We start from the raw sequence: 15794 nt of genomic DNA, 5'->3' as shown, positions 1-15794 counted from the left end.
TCCGGGATGATTGTGCCTGAGAACCGGCACGCAGGTATTTTTCGGCCTCGTCACTGCATTCCACCCGGCCCGCCCAACGCGCTCCGTTGATTGCTTCACGTTTAAGGCCTTTCGCCGCCCCGCAGTGACCAGGATGGCCAAACGCAGTATAATCCTGCAAGACCAAGCCGCAGGAGTATCGTATGCGCTATCGCAGTCTCGGCCGATCGGGCCTCGTTGTGTCCGCACTCGGTCTGGGATGTAACAACCTCGGCGGGCGCATAGACCAGAAGCGGTCAAGCACGCTGGTCCACGCCGCGCTCGATCACGGTGTGACGCTGTTCGATGTGGCGGATGTCTATGGTCGACGCGATGCCTATGCGGGCGCATCCGAAGAGGCTCTGGGCAAGGCCCTGACCGGAAAGCGATCCGAATCCGTCATTGCCACAAAATTCGGCATGAAGATGTGCACGGGCGATGATCCGTCGGCCCGTCACTCCGGGGCATCGCGGCGCTATATTCTTGAGGCCGTGGAAGCCAGCCTGAAACGCCTCGGAACTGACTGGATCGACCTTTACCAACTCCACTGTCCCGATCCACGCACCCCGCTTGAAGAGACGCTTCACACACTCGACAGCCTCGTGACGGCGGGCAAGATCCGCTATGCTGGCGTTTCCAACCTGCCGGCGTGGCAGGTGGCCGATGCCTGTCATATCGCAAGGCGGGATAATCTTGCAGGCATCATCAGCTGTCAGGACGAACTCTCGCTTCTGGCCCGATCGGCCGGGAAAGAGCTTCTCCCTGCCCTGACGCATTTCGGTCTGGGCCTACTCCCTTACTTCCCCCTGGCCTCGGGCATGCTGACCGGAAAATATCGCCGGGATGCACCACCACCCGAAGGATCACGTCTGGCAGCATGGACCTATCTTCAGGAGCGCTATCATGATCCTGCCACATGGTCCCTTATCGAGGCACTGGCAGAGCTGGCAGCACGTCATGAACGTCCCCTGGCCGATCTCGCTTTCGGGTGGCTGCTGCACAAGCCACAGATCGGCAGCGTGATTGCGGGCGCCACATCCACAGCGCAACTCGAGGCCAACGTAACGTCCTGCGCAGCCCCTCTGGACGAACCGTTGCTCACAGCCCTTGAACATCTGCTCGAAGAACACGGAACATCCTCATGACCAGCGCCAGACACCCGGCAAACGCCCCATGGAGCGTTACCGCGCTCTCGACGGACATTCAGGTGACCTGCCACGAGGCCCCGACTCTGGTCGATCCCGAGCTTGAGATGGGCATCGAGGCAGTGTGGCAAGAGGCACTGGAGAAACATCCCAGGCTCTATAATGGCCGCGTATTCTGCCTCTCGCAGCTGCACCACGACCGATTGGACGGGTTCTGGTGCGAATATCGTTGGGTTCTGGCCCAGATGCGCGCGCCAGAACTGGCCGTCAGGCTTCAGCTGAGATCGCTCGCCGTCACCGGGCTCCTTGTCTGCCGCGACGGCATCGTTCTGGGCCGACGTAACCCGAACTCGCTCTATCTTCCCGGTTTCTGGCAGGGTGTGCCCGCAGGCAGTGTCGAGGCCCGCAGCGAAAAGGATCCGATCGACCTCCGCGCCCAGCTCCTCGCCGAACTCGAGGAAGAAATCGGCCTGACCGACGCGGTCACTCTGACCGGTCCGTTACTGGCCTGCGAACATGACACCACCCATATCGTCGATCTCGGCTTTCGCATCGATACCGATCTCCCCTTCGAGGCCATTCGCGAGGCCTGGCAGAAAAAGGCCAATGACGAATACGACCAGCTTGAATGTCATGCGCTGGATCGCATCGATCTGATCAGCCCGCAGGTATTGCCAACAACCCGCGCCATGCTGGAGCGCCTTGCCCAATGAGCACCTATCGCCCTCTAACGGCCTCAGGCCTTATCGATTATCTCGCAGCACACCCTGCCCTTGCCGCCCGCCTTGGTGGTGAGGCCGCAGGCTGGACAGCCCGCGAAGTCAGTGACGGTAATCTCAACACGGTATTCATCGTATCAGGGCCGGCTGGCAGCATGTGCTGCAAGCAGTCCCTGCCCTATGTGCGCGTCGATCCTGCCTGGGCCATGCCACTTGAACGAAATCTGTTCGAGGCGCGCTGGATGCAGAGCGTCACGGGTGCGGTGGGTCATCAGATACCGGCGCTCTATCATCTCGATGAAGGATTGTTCCTGATCGTGATGGAAAACCTCGAGACGCATCACGTCCTGCGTACCGCCCTGATTGCCGGTACGGCACCGGCCGGTTTCGCCGCCCGTATTGGCGAATTTGTCGGCCGCACCGGCTTTGCTACGTCATGGCGCGCCCTGCCCTTCGAGGACGTGCATGCCCTGCGTGATGTGTTCTCCCGCAATCTGGCCCTGACGCGCATCACGGTCGATCTGGTGCTGACAGACCCCTACCAGAGTGACTGCGCACGCAATCGCTGGCTTAGCCCGGAGCTCGACGACGCTGTCGCCTCGATTCAAAGCGACGCCAGCCTGCATGCAGCGGTCGAACGCCTGCAGGAGCGCTTCCTATCGACGGGGCAGGCCTTGCTTCATGGTGATCTGCATACCGGGTCCGTCATGATCAACGGCGACGATGTCCGTGTGATTGATGGCGAATTTTCGCTTTATGGCCCGATTGGCTTCGATATCGGGATGTTCATCGCGAATCTTGTGATGAATGCCTACGCGCAACCCGAGCATGATGAGTGGATGCGCGACGAGATCACCCTGCTATGGTCTGGTTTCAAACGCACCTATCTTGAGGCATGGAAGGCACCGGGAGCGAAAGGTGATCTCGGCGCATTGACTGGAAACCAGCCTGCAAGTGCTGAATATGCGCGGTTTTTCCAACAGGTCATGCACGATGCGGCCGGGTTCGCCGGTCTTGAGATGATCCGGCGCACCATAGGCTTCGCCCAGATCGATGATTATGACTCAGCGCCGGACCGTCAGAGCCAGGTCGAGGCCAGGCGACGCGGCCTGACGACTGGCCGAGGCCTGATCCAGCGCGCAGGGCAGATCGGAACAATCGAGACGTTCCTCGATCATATCTGACCGCCAGATCGTATAGTGGGCCAGACCAGGGCCCACAGACGAACCGAAGAGTCTCGATCAGGCCTTGCGATAGGCGCGGTCGAACCAGACAAGACCCGAGACCTCTTTGCGTGCAAACTCGGCGCAGAGGGGCTCGACGAAAAAGACGCTATGCGTACCGATTTCCTGTGTCAGGCTGATGCGACATTCCAGTGTGACCAGCGCCCCTTCAAGTAGCGGCATGCCGAGCTCGCCTTTGCGCCACGCGCCACTGGCGAAGCGGGTCTCCATGTCATAGCGCGAGCTACCGAATAGCGTTGAGAGCGCCTCCTGCTCGTGAGCCAGGATATTGATGGCCAACATGTTGTGACGCACCAGATGCGCATGAGTCGACGCCGATCGATTGACGCATACGAGCAGCGTCGCCGGGTCATCGGACACGCTGCATACCGCAGAGGCCGTAAAGCCATGACGGCCATTCTCGCCATCCGTCGTGATGATGGTCACGGCACTGGCCAGTCGCGCCATCGCATCGCGGAAGATTTCTTTGGACAGAGGGGCACGATCCGGCATCGTTCTGGCTCCTGGAATGTTTGTGTGAACCCGTATGCGGCAATTTCACGTGGCTGCAAGGGGGCAGAGCAGATTTCCACGGCCGGGTCACGGTTTGATGCCTTGCCCCCGAAGTGGTTCTCTGAGATATAATTACACGATCAGCGTGGATAGTTTATAAACCACGCCAGTCTCAGTTCAAGCAAGGCGGAATGGTGGATGAAACGGGCGATACGCATAGGCGCCGGAGAAGCTCTGGTGCTGACAGCCAACAGATTGCTGGATGGCCACATCGTATGGCGTGATGCCAGCGGCGCCTGGCAGCGTTCTATCGCTCATGCCGCCATTCTTGCCCCCGAGAACTACGAATCGGCGCTCGAAAACGCCATACAATCGGCACAGAAAGATGGCGTCGTCGGTGTTTACGAAGTCGTCGTGCGCCCGGCGAAGGTCGCTGAGCCAGTGAGCGTGCGCGAGCGTATCCGGGCCTTTGGCCCTACGGTTCACCCCCAGTTTGCCACGGAGTTGGACGCATGAACGCGCCTGTCGGTCTCTACCAGTATCAAACGGCTGATCGTGAGTTTCTCGCCTCCCGCATCGCGGAATTCGAAGGGCAGGTGCAACGACGCCTGAGCGGTGAGCTGAGCGAGGATGAGTTCAAGCCGCTTCGTCTCATGAACGGGCTCTATCTTCAGCTTCATGCCTATATGCTGCGTGTCGCCATCCCCTATGGCGTGCTGGATTCCCGCCAGATGCGCAAGCTGGCCCATATCGGCCGCCATTACGACCGCGATTATGGCCACTTCACCACGCGACAGAACATCCAGTTCAACTGGATCAAGCTGGAGAACACGCCGGAGATCCTGCGTCAGCTCGCTGATGTCGACATGCATGCCATCCAGACCAGCGGCAACTGCATACGCAACGTCACCTGCGACCAGTTTGCCGGCGCTGCCGCCGACGAACTGATGGATCCTCGTGTCCATGCCGAGATCCTGCGCCAGTGGTCCACGCTGCATCCCGAATTCACGTTCCTGCCGCGCAAGTTCAAGATCGCCATTTCCGGAAGCCCTCAGGACCGGGTCGCGGCGCGCTTCCACGATATTGGCATACTGGCGCGCCCCGGCGAGAATGGCCCCCTCTTTCGCATCTTCGTGGGTGGTGGTCTGGGGCGTACCCCGCTGGTTGGGCATGAACTGTTCGATGCCGTTCCCGAAGCGGATCTGCTGATGACCCTCGAAGCCATATTGCGCGTCTACAACGCCTATGGTCGACGCGATAACATCTACAAGGCCCGCATCAAGATACTCGTGCAGGCCCTGGGGGTGGATGGCTATCGCGATGCCGTCAGGCAGGAACTGGCCCGCATGGACCCCACCCATTATCGCCTTGCCCCGGAAATTGTGGCGGCCATACGGGCGCGCTTTGCAGCCCCCGATCTGACGGTCGCGCCAGGCGGAGAGGAAACACTCAGGCAGGATCGTGCCAATCACCCGGATTTCGATCGTTGGGTGCGCAGCAATACCATGCCCCATTTCGCCCCCGGGCGGATTGCCGTGACAGTTTCCATCAAACCGGCTGGCGGTATTCCGGGCGACGCAACCTCGGACCAGATGGACCGTCTGGCTGACCTTTCGGATCAGTTCTCTTTCGGCGAACTTCGCATCACCCATCTGCAGAATGTCGTGCTGGCCCACGTGGCGCAGGATCGGCTGCTTTCCCTGTGGCAGGCGCTCTGCGAGATCGGGCTCGGCGATGCCAATAACGAACTGATCGGCGATATCGTGGCCTGCCCCGGCCTCGATTACTGCGCACTGGCCAATGCGCGCTCGATACCGATCGCACAAAAGCTCAGCGCCCGTTTTGCCGATAACGCCCTTCAGGAAGAAATCGGCAGGCTGCGCATCAACATCTCGGGCTGCATCAATGCCTGCGGTCATCACCATGTCGGGCATATCGGCCTGCTTGGGGTGGATAAACGCGGTGAGGAATTCTTCCAGATCACCCTTGGCGGGCGCGATGACGACAAGTCGCGCACGGGCGACATTCTTGGCGCGGCCCTGCCGGAGGACGACATGGTGGACGCCATAGCACGTATCGTCGATCGCTATCTCAGCGTTCGGGAAAAGGGCGAGCAGTTCCTCGACACATTGACCCGTCTTGGTGACGCCCCCTTCAAGGAAGCGGCTTATGAAACTGTTTGAACTGGCCCCTGCGCGCCATCCAGCCCCCAAGACGCTTGATATCATCCCGGTGGCGGAGATGACGGAAGCCACGCGGGCCATCCGGCTTTCACCGGAATTCGACGTCGAAACGCTTGGCACCGCCATCGATCATCTTGATCTGATCATCGTCACCTTTCCCATTTTCAGGGACGGGCGCGGTTTCACGCAGGCGCGCGCCCTGCGCGAGTATCTCGGTTTTGCAGGCGAGATCCGTGCAGAGGGTCATCTGATCCCTGATCAGGCCCAGTTCCTGCGCAGTTGCGGCGTGGACAATGTGCAGCTTGCCGATGACGCCGACACGACACCGTGGCTACGGGCGCTCTCGCTCTTTCCCTTGACCTATCAGACCCGCCTCGGCCTGCGCTGAACACGATGCTGCGTCGGGGGAGGATCGCCCCCCGGCGCGCTTTGACAGACTCGCCCGGCAGCCGCCCTGCTTTCAGAAGCGGTAATTTGCCCAGCCAGCCACGAAATCCGAGCTGGTATAACCCGCCCGTGTCAGGGCAGGCCCTGCCTGAAGATGCTCATAACGCCCCGTGAAGCTCAAACGGGGTGTCCATGTCCAGACGGCCTGAGCGCGGGTAGACTGGGCCACGCGATAGGCCTTCGTGTTCTGCGTTCCCGAGAAGGCCGAGCCATTGGCCCGATAGACGGCATCGTTCAGGCTCGCTTTCCAGGCAAACTGATGCTCAAGCGTGAGACGCAGGCTCTCTATGGGTGAGACCGTGACGTTCGGCGCCAGCGCCACCAGATTGGTGGGCGTCAGGAAAAGCTGGTAGCTGTAGTAGATGTTGTTGCCAAACGGTGCGAGCGCACTGCGCAATGTGCCTTTGCCATAGGCCCCTCCGCCGCTCGCGTAATCGACATGAAAACCGATTCTTGGCGCGGTCGGCTTCGCCCCGAGACGCCATGTCTGCGCCAGAAAGAACTGCCAAGCAGCAATTGTACGGCCATCGTAATGGCCACCCTGATAATTCCCCACCCAGTCGATGGTCAGACGCTGGACATCTCCCCAGAGCCTCATACCGTAATACATCCGGTCCTCGCGTGCGGGGGCGCCGCCCCATACAGCGCGTCGGTTGCGCAGACGCCAGACAAACGGATCGAGATACAGCTTCGATTTTCCCAGAAAATCGTGGGGAATAACAAGCCCCCCGTCCCCCCTGAGAAGCGTATGCCGCGATCGATCACATCGTCTCGCGCTCCGCCCCGGCCGAGGCTTGTGTAGCGGAAGTCGAAAAAATCGCCGCGTATGATCTTGCCACGCACCCAGAACCGCGTACCGTTAAGGACGAAACGCAGCGTGTTGTTATCGCGCTGCGAGGTCATCAGGTTTGCGCCATCGGTAAACTCCTGCCGACCATATCGTGCCCCGAGATGAACACGGGACAGCGGCACATTCGCCTCGGCGAAATACTGCTGAAGCAGAAGCTTGTTACGCATGCTGGCAGCAGGCACGCCGATATTGGGCCCGGATACTCCGCCATGCGCCAGCTCGCCAAATGCGCGGAAATAACGCGTGACATGCAGATCGGCGCCCCCAACAAGGCGCATGATATCCTGTCTCTGCAGCGGGCCCTTCTTCAGATTGGGGTTGCTGGTCTGGTTGAGCCGAAGACGCATTTCCCCCGACAGGGTCAGGTAAATTGTCTGGGCAGGGTTAAGGGGCAGGAATTTCAGACGATCCAGCCAGTCTCGCCGGTTTTTCGCATAGCGCATCCGGCTCCAGTCCTCAGCCCAGCGCGACAGGTTGTAGCCCGAGGTCGTCAGCCCATCGCCCGCTGCGGGAGCAGGATAGGTGGTCACGGCAGGTTCGGCCGGTGCGCGGGTCTGGAAGGGGTCAGGTGCCGGGTTATAACCGACAGAGGGCGCTTGCACGGGAGCTTTCGGCGAGGATGTCTGACCCTGCTTCGCAACCTGTGCGCCAGCCGACGCCTTTGCCTGCGGACTTACCGGCGAAACGAGCCCCGAACTGCCCGTACTGGCATTATCAGCGTGCGACACCTTCACACGGGACATCAAGGGCTCATGCGCCTGCGGCTGAGACTGCGCCAAGGCAGGCTGAGCGCAAAGCGCCGACGAGAGACAAAGCAGGGCCGACAGACAGCGTCTTGTAGAGCCAACGCGTAGCATCACGAGGACAGCCCCGGTCAGTCGGTCAGCGCGGAGGAAGCGTTCGCCGATCCTCCACCGGGTTTGAGCGCCTCCGCCAGCTTGGCATCGTCCACCACGCCCTCCCATCGTGCCACCACGACCGTCGCAACAGCGTTCCCGATGAAGTTGGTGAGGCTGCGGCACTCGCTCATGAAACGGTCGACACCGAGGATCAGCCCGATCCCGGCCACGGGAATGGAAGGCACGATCGAGAGCGTTGCCGCGAGCGTGATGAACCCCGCACCCGTGACCCCTGCTGCCCCCTTGGATGAGAGCATGGCCATGCCGAGCAGCAGGATTTGCTGGCCGAGACCGAGATGGATGTCATAGGCCTGCGCGATGAAAAGCGCCGCCAGCGTCATGTAGATGTTCGTGCCATCGAGATTGAAGGAGTACCCCATGGGCACCACGAGACCGACAATGGCCTTGGGGCACCCTGCCCGCTCCATCTTGGCCATGAGGCTCGGCAAGGCGCTTTCGGAGGATGATGTGCCCAGCACGAGCAGAAGCTCTGCACGCAGATAGGCAATCAGCCGCAGGATCGAGAACCCGGCAAGACGGGCCACGACACCCAGAACCACGACAATAAAGACGATTGCCGTCAGGTAGAATGTAAGAACGAGGGTGGCGAGATCTGCTAGGCTCGATGCGCCGTATTTGCCCACCGTATAGGCAATGGCGCCAAACGCACCGATCGGCGCGGCTTTCATCAGGATACCAACAATTCGGAATGCCACGGCCGAAATTTCGTCAAGCACATCGAACATGCGCGCCCCGCGCTCACCCATCAGGGCCAGGCCGATACCAGTAAGAATGGCAACGAAAAGCGCCTGCAGGATGTTTCCTGTCGTCAAGGCCGAAACAAAGGTGTCCGGAATGATATTGAGCACAAAATCGACAAGGCTGCTCTCGTGAGCCTTGCCAATATAGCGCGCCACGCTTGCCGTTCCGGCAGGTGACGTATCAATCGTGGCATGAAGCCCAGCCCCCGGGCGTATGACATTGGCTGTTACCAGACCGACCACCAGGGCGAGCGTGGAGAAGAACAGGAAGTAGGCGAAAGTCTTCGCCGCGACGCGCGCCACCGCCCTCAGGTCACGCATCCCTGCAATACCCGTCACGATAGTCAGAAAGATGACAGGAGGGATGATCATCTTGACGAGGCGGATGAACCCGTCTCCCAGAGGTTGCAGGGCCTGCCCTGTCTGGGGAGCAAAATGACCGATCAGCGAACCGACGATAATCGCGACGAGAACCTGCATATAGGTATGCCGCCAGAGCGGAACACGCTTGGCATGCTCATGGCTCGGCTCGTCACCGTCTCGCCCGTGTTGACCCGTACCTGGGGTACCTGCGATGGAATTCGGCTTCATCATGTCTGGTGTCCGTGGCAAGGCGGCGGCGCAATTCAATATTACACAAATGTAATCAAGACAGCACTACGCTATCTCGTCCTGCACGCAATGCACAATTTTTTGACATAGGATGACAGTGCTGTCCCTGAAGGAACGATCACTTCTCGCAAGAGCGGTCAAAACAGCGAATACTGCCGGAGTTGAGCCGAACACTCATATAAGCGCTCGGAGGGTGCGACATCCGGGTTATCGGTTCGTATGACCCCAACCGACAGGCAGCAATCGGGAGAAGCTTCGGGTGCTGGGCATCGAAGCAGATGAAATCGGCTATTTCTTGTAGGAGAAAAGCGATGGTGCGCCCCGAACCACAGGGCGCACCCCATCAACCTCAGAGCGACGGATGGTCCGAGGCGAAGGCAGCGGCGGCACCGAACAGGCCGGGCTGAGGGTGAGTGATGATCTTGACCGGCATATCGCCCATCATGCTCTCGAAGCGTCCCTTCGCAACAAAGCGCTCGGCAAAGCCGGAATGGGGCAGACGGTCAGCCACGCGCAGGCCAAGCCCGCCAGCAATGACAACACCCTGGGCGCGATGGGCCAGGGCCAGATCACCCGCCACGGCACCAAGAGAGAGGAAGAAGCGCTCAAGAGCAGCGGCTGCCATCGAATCACGGCCCTCCATGGCCATTTCCCAGAGCGCCTTGTTGTCGCGCATGGTAATGGGCAGACCCTGCATCTCGGCGATGATTTCGTAGAGATTGGTCAGGCCGGGGCCAGATACGATGCGCTCGGCCGAAACACGGCGGAAGCGGCGGCGCAGCGCACGCAGGATCTTGTCTTCGAACTCGTCGAGCGGTGCGAAGTCGATATGGCCGCCCTCGGTCTCGATCACGAAATACTGGCCCTTGCGGCGCAGCAGACAGGCGGCACCAAGCCCTGTGCCCGGACCAACGATCGTCGTTGTGCCTTCGCTCGGCAATGGCCGATCGGGGCCGCAGAGATGTTCGAGATACTGCTCGTCGATCTGGGCCACGGCATGACCCACCGCCCCGAAATCATTGACGAGCGTGAAGTCTTCCAGATGCAGACGCTCTGCCAGCATGGAGGGCTGGATGATCCAGGGATTGTTGGTCATCTTGAGCGTCTCACCCTGGATCGGGCAAGCAATGGCGATGCCCGCATAACGGGGCAACTCACGACCAAGGGTACGACCGAAGGCCTCCCATGCCAGAGCAAGGCTCGCATGATCTGCCGTACGCAGGGTCGTGGCTTCACCCAGCTCGACCACACGCCCCTGATCGACCTTGGCGATCGCAAATCGTGCGTTCGTGCCTCCAATATCGACGGTGACAATATCCTGCATTTCTTGCTCCAGTTTCCGGGGGCGATGTCCGATCCGGTAAGGGTCCGGTCCATCCCGAACCCACCCTCGAACATTTCGTGAGGAAGCAGTCGCAGGCTATCATCCTTGCGTCAACACCCTTGCAGGAACAGCATCAGGCAAACACTCAAGCGCAGAACACATCACGCTGCGGTCTGCTTGACTTTCGCGAGCCGTAGCAAGCGATGCGCAAGGCGGCGGGGCACAACCGCAGAGAGCAGCTTGAGCAGCAGAAAGACACGAGGAAATACGAGAACCGCGTCATTGCGAGCGATCGCAGCAGCGATGCGGGCAGCGGCGGCGTCAGGGGTTACAAGAAAGGGTCTTGTGCCTTCGAGCCTTCGGCTCATGGCCGTATCGATATATCCTGGCTCGACGAGGGTTACGCCCACCCTGTGCGGAGTCATGGCCGCATGCAGACAGGTCGAGAAGCGAGCGAGACCCGCCTTCGAGCTGCTATAGGCGGTGGCGAAAGGCAGGTCGTGATGCGCAGCAACCGAACCGATCATGGCGATACGCCCCCGTCGACGCGGGGCCATTCGTGCGGCCGCTTCCGTGGCTAGAATGGCAGGCACAGCATAATTGACCAGTGTAGCCTCGCGCACCGCTGCCGTTGTCTCGGTCAGGGCGTTGGAGGGGCGTATATCCGAAACCCCGGCATTGAGCACAAGCAGGTCTACCGGCTTCCTGTCATCGCAAAGCCTGAAAAGCGCCAACGCATCATCAATCGCCGTAAGGGAGAGCACACTGACCTGCACGACACTGCCCCGCTGCCTGCACGCCTCTGCGACGGCCGAAAGACGGGATTCATTGCGCCCCCACAACGTGAGCATGACATTCGGGCCAGCATATTGCAGCGCCAGCGCCCGGCCCAAACCACCTGATGCTCCCGTGATCAGGACATGACTTGGTGCAAACTTCAGCTTTGCAAACGGCTCTGGACGTGACATTCAACGCGCTTTCGTAAATTAAACGGAAACCCGGTCGTGCCATGGGGGCGAACCGGGCAGACCGCGATTGAGAGTGAGCCTTGTCGGAAGCAGAAGATCTCCGCCAGTATGATGCCGGCCTGACCGGTTCCGCACAGGCCGATACAAACCATGTTATGGCAGAGCCCGGATCATCAAGGGTGGCTCGTCAGACTCATGATACACGATCTTCCTCCCCTGACTCATTCCACTCGGATGACAGCCAGAAAAATGGCTCCCTCACCATACGTCCTGTTCTCTCTCGCAAGGACCTGAAGCTCTTCATCAGGCTCCCGCGGATACTCTACAAGGGGCGCGATGGCTACGTCCCCCCGCTCGACATGGAGCAGAATGATCTGCTCAATCCTTCGAAGAACGGCATCTACCGTCATGCCTCTGTGCGCTGCTTTATCGCCTGGCGCGATGGGAGGCCTGTAGGACGCATCTCAGCTGTTGTGGACAGCAAGGCGCTTGAAGCCTGGGATGAGAAGATCGGCTGGTTTGGTGCGCTCGATGCCGTGTCTGACGCCTCTGTCGTGAAGGCGCTGCTCGATACAGCCGAGCTCTGGCTGCGCGATCAGGGGATGGTCCGTATGCGTGGCCCTGTCACGCTTGGCTATCACGGGGAATCAGGTCTCATGATCACCGGGCAGAATGAATCTCCGATGATCGGCACGCCCTGGCATCCGCCCGAACTCAACGAACTGGTCGAGGCGCAGGGATTTCAGCCGACCAGAGACCTGCTGACGTTCAAACTCGACCTGACGGAAGACCTGGACAAGCGTCATATCGTACCCGGCGCACTCAAGCCTGGAGAGGGCAAGCTGGGTGATGTCACAGTCTCGCACCTTTCCAAGAAGCAGATTGCGGCTCAGGGCGAAGTGCTGCGCTCGCTCTATAACGACGCCTGGGCAGACACCTACAATTTTGTCCCGCTGCAATCCTATGAGATGGAAGCGCTCATCCAGCAACTCAAGCTGGTGCTCAGGCCAGAGCATTATGTCCAGATCGACCACGCCGGTGAGCCAGCCGCCATGGCACTCGTGGTGCCCAATGTCTTCGATATCGCCCGAGGCATCGACGGGGCACCTTCACCACTCGGCTGGGCCAGACTGGGGGCGAGGCTGCTGGGCCATCGCTTTGACTCGGCCCGTGTGATCCTTCTCGGTGTATCCCACAAGGTGCGTGGTACGATACTCGGCGCGCTCATGCCCTCACTGGCCATTGACGAGCTTATCCGTCGTCGTGCGACCCTCCCTTACAAGTCGGTCGAACTGGGATGGATCCTCGACACCAACACACCGATGTTGAACCTTGTTCGCCGCCTGGTGCCAGAACCGAACAAGGTGCACCGCCTGTACGAAAAGGATGTCAGTATCTGATCCATTCCCGGGAAAAACACGGACTCTGCCAGGTTTTTCCCGACGGATTGAGGAGCGCTATCCTGCCGCTCGGTCTCTGGCGGCAAATGCCGGGACAAGCCGTGATCAGACGTGGTTTTCGAGTCAGCGAGGCCCGGAAAGTACCTCAGAAATGCTGCCATCCCGTGCGGGACAATTGTAGCTCACCCCCCTGCTGATCCAGAACCACGACCCCCGCACCCGGTTTGACACGCCCTATGCGGGTGACAGCAAGCGCTGCCTGTTTCGCCGCCTGCAAGATTGCGTCTGTCTGCGACTCATCTGCTGTAAACAGGAGCTCGTAGTCGTCACCACCCGTCAGGCATGTCTGGAACCATGCCTCGCCTGCCGCCCGGGCCTGGGAAGAAAGAGGGACAGCCGCCATATCAATCTCAAGACGCACACCGCTCTGGTGCGCAAGATGCCCGGCGTCCTGAACCAAGCCGTCCGAGATATCCATGCCGGCATGGGCAAAATCACCCATGGGGAACCCCGTACGCGGCTGTGGAATACGATAACGATCTGCCAGATATCCATCCACATCAGGAAGCTCGCCCAGAAGCGCCTGAAGGCCAAGGGCAGCATCGCCGATTGTGCCTGTCACCCATAAAACGTCGCCGGGCCGGGCGCCTCGGCGCCTCACAGCCTTTCCGCGAGGCACTTCACCCAGGATGGTCAGGCTCAGTACCAGCGGACCACGCGTGCTGGTCGTATCGCCCCCCAGCAGATGGACATCGAAAATGGCCTGATCCTGCACGAGCCCCGCGCTGAAACTGGCAAACCACTGATCGTCGAACGCCGCAGGGCGGCTGATATTCATCAGATAGCCGCGCGGCCTTGCGCCCATTGCTGCACAGTCTGACAGGCTGACACGCAGCAATTTGCGGCTGATCGTCTCGGCCGGGTCGTCAGGCAGGAAATGGACGGCCTCGACCAGGGTATCGGTCGAGAGTATCAGTTCGCGGTCCTCAGCCAGATCGATCAGCGCCGCATCATCGCCAAGCGCCAGAGCGCCCTCACCCGCCAGCGGACGAAAGAACCTGTCGATGAAGTCGAACTCGCCGCCGCTCATCTCAGGCCGGTTCTGATCCGTCATGCCCGGCATCATCGCCTTGCGCATTGTCCTGCACGGGGGCAGCCGGACGGGTCAGCGCATCGAGCACGCCATTGACGAGACGGGCTTCATCACCTGAGAAGAAACCGTGTGCTACATCGAGATATTCGTTGATGACAACACGCGCCGGGACGTCCTCACCGAGTTCCCAAGCGCCCGCACGCAACAGGGCACGCAGCACGGGATCCAGGCGGTTGAGTGGCCAGTTGGCGGGCAGAGCCGCCGCCAAGGTTGTGTCGATACGATCCTGAGCGAGCGTCACGCCTTTGACGATCAGACCGAAAAGGCGGAAATCGGCGTCAGGCACATAGCCATCCTCAAAGCCGCTGCCCCGGTCATCGGCCAGACGGTGACGCTGGAACTGGCTGATGACCGTCTCGGCATTCTCTCCCCCCTGTTCGCACTGGAACAGCGCCTGAACGGCGGCGACACGGGCTACGGTGCGCGAACGCTTCGGTTGGTTCTTGGTCTTGGTCTCGTCAGTCATCGTCATCATCCCTTGTCTTTTCCGCGCTTGACCGGCGGGAGCGGCAGTTCAGCCTCCTCACCGGGACGCATATCCGTCAGCAGCTTCGAAAAAGCTTCAACCTCTCGAAAATCGCGATATACACTTGCAAAGCGCACATAAGCGACACCGTCGATGCTGTGCAATGCATCCATTGCCAATTCGCCAATACGCGCCGAAGAAATTTCTGCTTCGCCCGAGGCCTCAAGCTGGCGCACCAACCCGTTGACGATCCGCTCCTGACGCTCTTCCTCCACCGGGCGCTTGCGCAGGGCGATACGGATCGAGCGGGCCAGCTTGTCACGGTCGAAAGGCACCCGTCGACCGTCCATCTTCGTCACGACCAGTTCGCGCAACTGTACGCGCTCGATCGTCGTAAATCGCTGGGCGCAGGCAGCACAGACACGCCTGCGCCGAATTGCCGCACCATCGTCAGTCGAACGACTATCCTTGACCTGCGTATCTTCATGGCCGCAGAACGGGCAGTTCATGAGAGTTTCCCCCTGATGGGCAGATGATGGCACGGGCCGGCCAAACGAGCCGGGCGCAGAAAGGAGCGTATCAGTGAAAAGAGTGCAAGCTATTCCAGCACTGCTCATGACAGTTTGCGTGACAGGGGCGCTGCTTTTCCCGGCGGGAGCACAGGCCCAGACAGACGACACCAACGTTCCCGGACAGAAGAACGCCAATCGCGATATCACCATCGAAGGATGGATACGCCGGGCCAAGCATTACCCGGGGCTGGCCGCCGCCTATTTCACAGTCGTCAACAAGGGGCATGAGGCCCACCTGATCTCAGGCGTCAGCTCCCCCGATTGCGCCGCCATCGAAGCATTTCACAGCGAGCAGGAGGTAACGAGTCACACTGCCAACCTGTTTTCGCATTTCACCATTCCAGCCGATATGACAATGGTATTCCCCGAGGGAGGTTACCATCTGATCTGCCGCAACTTCCCCGACACGATCAAGACGGGCGAGAGTGTTCCGCTGACCTTCAAGTTTCTTGGCGGCACATCGACGACGGTGAATTTCACGCTCAAGGACTAGAGGTAACAATTCGAGCACGGTGACGAGTGACGAGGAGCACGCGTGAGG

The 15794-nt window shown here is 60.2% G+C and carries 17 protein-coding genes; 8 read left to right on the top strand and 9 right to left on the bottom strand.

Features of this window, described 5'->3' with window-relative positions; translation table 11 throughout:
* Positions 1–182 precede the first annotated feature (182 nt).
* From ED655_RS07205 to mtnK, 3 genes are read left to right on the top strand one after another with little or no spacing between them, the layout of a single operon-like run.
* Positions 183–1163, top strand: a complete 981-nt coding sequence (locus tag ED655_RS07205; protein ID WP_122049550.1) for an aldo/keto reductase — start codon at positions 183–185, stop codon at positions 1161–1163.
* Positions 1160–1876, top strand: a complete 717-nt coding sequence (locus tag ED655_RS07200) for an NUDIX hydrolase (protein WP_122049549.1) — start codon at positions 1160–1162, stop codon at positions 1874–1876. The genes ED655_RS07205 and ED655_RS07200 overlap by 4 nt, the downstream gene beginning before the upstream one ends.
* Positions 1873–3066, top strand: a complete 1194-nt coding sequence (gene mtnK / locus ED655_RS07195; RefSeq protein WP_122049548.1) for an S-methyl-5-thioribose kinase — start codon at positions 1873–1875, stop codon at positions 3064–3066. The genes ED655_RS07200 and mtnK overlap by 4 nt, the downstream gene beginning before the upstream one ends.
* A gap of 57 nt (positions 3067–3123) precedes the next feature.
* Here mtnK and ED655_RS07190 read toward each other — a convergent pair whose 3' ends face one another.
* Entirely contained in the window at positions 3124–3618 is a 495-nt protein-coding gene (locus tag ED655_RS07190) for a flavin reductase family protein (RefSeq protein WP_122049547.1), read from the bottom strand.
* 198 nt (positions 3619–3816) lie between these two features.
* Here ED655_RS07190 and ED655_RS07185 point away from each other — a divergent pair, with 198 nt between their 5' ends.
* Genes ED655_RS07185 through ED655_RS07175 form a run of 3 tightly spaced genes read left to right on the top strand, consistent with a single transcriptional unit; the run spans position 3817 to position 6189 of the window.
* Positions 3817–4134: a DUF2849 domain-containing protein gene (locus ED655_RS07185; RefSeq protein WP_122049546.1), complete on the top strand. Its 318-nt coding sequence runs from the start codon at positions 3817–3819 to the stop codon at positions 4132–4134.
* Positions 4131–5801: a nitrite/sulfite reductase gene (locus tag ED655_RS07180; RefSeq protein WP_122049545.1), complete on the top strand. Its 1671-nt coding sequence runs from the start codon at positions 4131–4133 to the stop codon at positions 5799–5801. The genes ED655_RS07185 and ED655_RS07180 overlap by 4 nt, the downstream gene beginning before the upstream one ends.
* Positions 5788–6189, top strand: a complete 402-nt coding sequence (locus tag ED655_RS07175) for a DUF934 domain-containing protein (protein WP_122049544.1) — start codon at positions 5788–5790, stop codon at positions 6187–6189. Before ED655_RS07180 ends, ED655_RS07175 begins: the two co-directional genes overlap by 14 nt.
* Positions 6190–6261: 72 nt before the next feature.
* Here ED655_RS07175 and ED655_RS07170 read toward each other — a convergent pair whose 3' ends face one another.
* The 5 genes from ED655_RS07170 to ED655_RS07155 all read right to left on the bottom strand — a co-directional run bounded on the left by ED655_RS07170 (position 6262) and on the right by ED655_RS07155 (position 11662).
* Complete coding sequence (locus ED655_RS07170) at positions 6262–6909, bottom strand: alginate export family protein (protein ID WP_408735660.1); 648 nt, start codon at positions 6907–6909, stop codon at positions 6262–6264.
* The gene (locus tag ED655_RS15475) at positions 6843–7841 is read right to left on the bottom strand and encodes an alginate export family protein (RefSeq protein ID WP_162993421.1); all 999 of its coding nucleotides are present in this window, start codon (positions 7839–7841) and stop codon (positions 6843–6845) included. The genes ED655_RS07170 and ED655_RS15475 overlap by 67 nt, the downstream gene beginning before the upstream one ends.
* A gap of 131 nt (positions 7842–7972) precedes the next feature.
* On the bottom strand, positions 7973–9352 hold the full coding sequence (gene dctA / locus ED655_RS07165) for a C4-dicarboxylate transporter DctA (protein WP_277302606.1): 1380 nt from the start codon (positions 9350–9352) through the stop codon (positions 7973–7975).
* A 367-nt stretch (positions 9353–9719) separates the two neighbouring features.
* Complete coding sequence (glk, locus tag ED655_RS07160) at positions 9720–10694, bottom strand: glucokinase (protein WP_122049542.1); 975 nt, start codon at positions 10692–10694, stop codon at positions 9720–9722.
* 161 nt (positions 10695–10855) lie between these two features.
* Positions 10856–11662, bottom strand: coding sequence for an SDR family NAD(P)-dependent oxidoreductase (locus ED655_RS07155; RefSeq protein WP_122049541.1), 807 nt, complete (start codon positions 11660–11662; stop codon positions 10856–10858).
* Between the two features lie 80 nt (positions 11663–11742).
* Between ED655_RS07155 and ED655_RS07150 the strand changes: the two genes are divergently transcribed.
* Positions 11743–13062 (top strand): GNAT family N-acetyltransferase, encoded by a 1320-nt coding sequence (locus ED655_RS07150; RefSeq protein WP_240993544.1) that lies wholly within the window; start codon positions 11743–11745, stop codon positions 13060–13062.
* Between the two features lie 145 nt (positions 13063–13207).
* On the opposite strand, the gene thiL is transcribed toward ED655_RS07150, so the two are convergent.
* Genes thiL through nrdR form a run of 3 tightly spaced genes read right to left on the bottom strand, consistent with a single transcriptional unit; the run spans position 13208 to position 15190 of the window.
* Positions 13208–14176 carry a thiamine-phosphate kinase gene (gene thiL, locus ED655_RS07145; protein WP_122049601.1) on the bottom strand — a complete coding sequence of 323 codons (969 nt, stop codon included), beginning with the start codon at positions 14174–14176 and terminating at the stop codon, positions 13208–13210.
* Positions 14154–14687, bottom strand: coding sequence for a transcription antitermination factor NusB (gene nusB / locus ED655_RS07140; protein ID WP_122049600.1), 534 nt, complete (start codon positions 14685–14687; stop codon positions 14154–14156). Before nusB ends, thiL begins: the two co-directional genes overlap by 23 nt.
* Positions 14687–15190: a transcriptional regulator NrdR gene (nrdR, locus tag ED655_RS07135; protein WP_023977360.1), complete on the bottom strand. Its 504-nt coding sequence runs from the start codon at positions 15188–15190 to the stop codon at positions 14687–14689. The genes nusB and nrdR overlap by 1 nt, the downstream gene beginning before the upstream one ends.
* 73 nt (positions 15191–15263) lie before the next feature.
* Between nrdR and ED655_RS07130 the strand changes: the two genes are divergently transcribed.
* Positions 15264–15746 (top strand): copper chaperone PCu(A)C, encoded by a 483-nt coding sequence (locus ED655_RS07130; protein WP_152530107.1) that lies wholly within the window; start codon positions 15264–15266, stop codon positions 15744–15746.
* Positions 15747–15794 lie beyond the last annotated feature (48 nt).

The sequence above is a fragment of the Asaia bogorensis genome, from assembly GCF_900465345.1.
Taxonomy (GTDB): domain Bacteria; phylum Pseudomonadota; class Alphaproteobacteria; order Acetobacterales; family Acetobacteraceae; genus Asaia; species Asaia bogorensis_A.
This window is presented reverse-complemented; position numbering and strand designations above follow the sequence as displayed.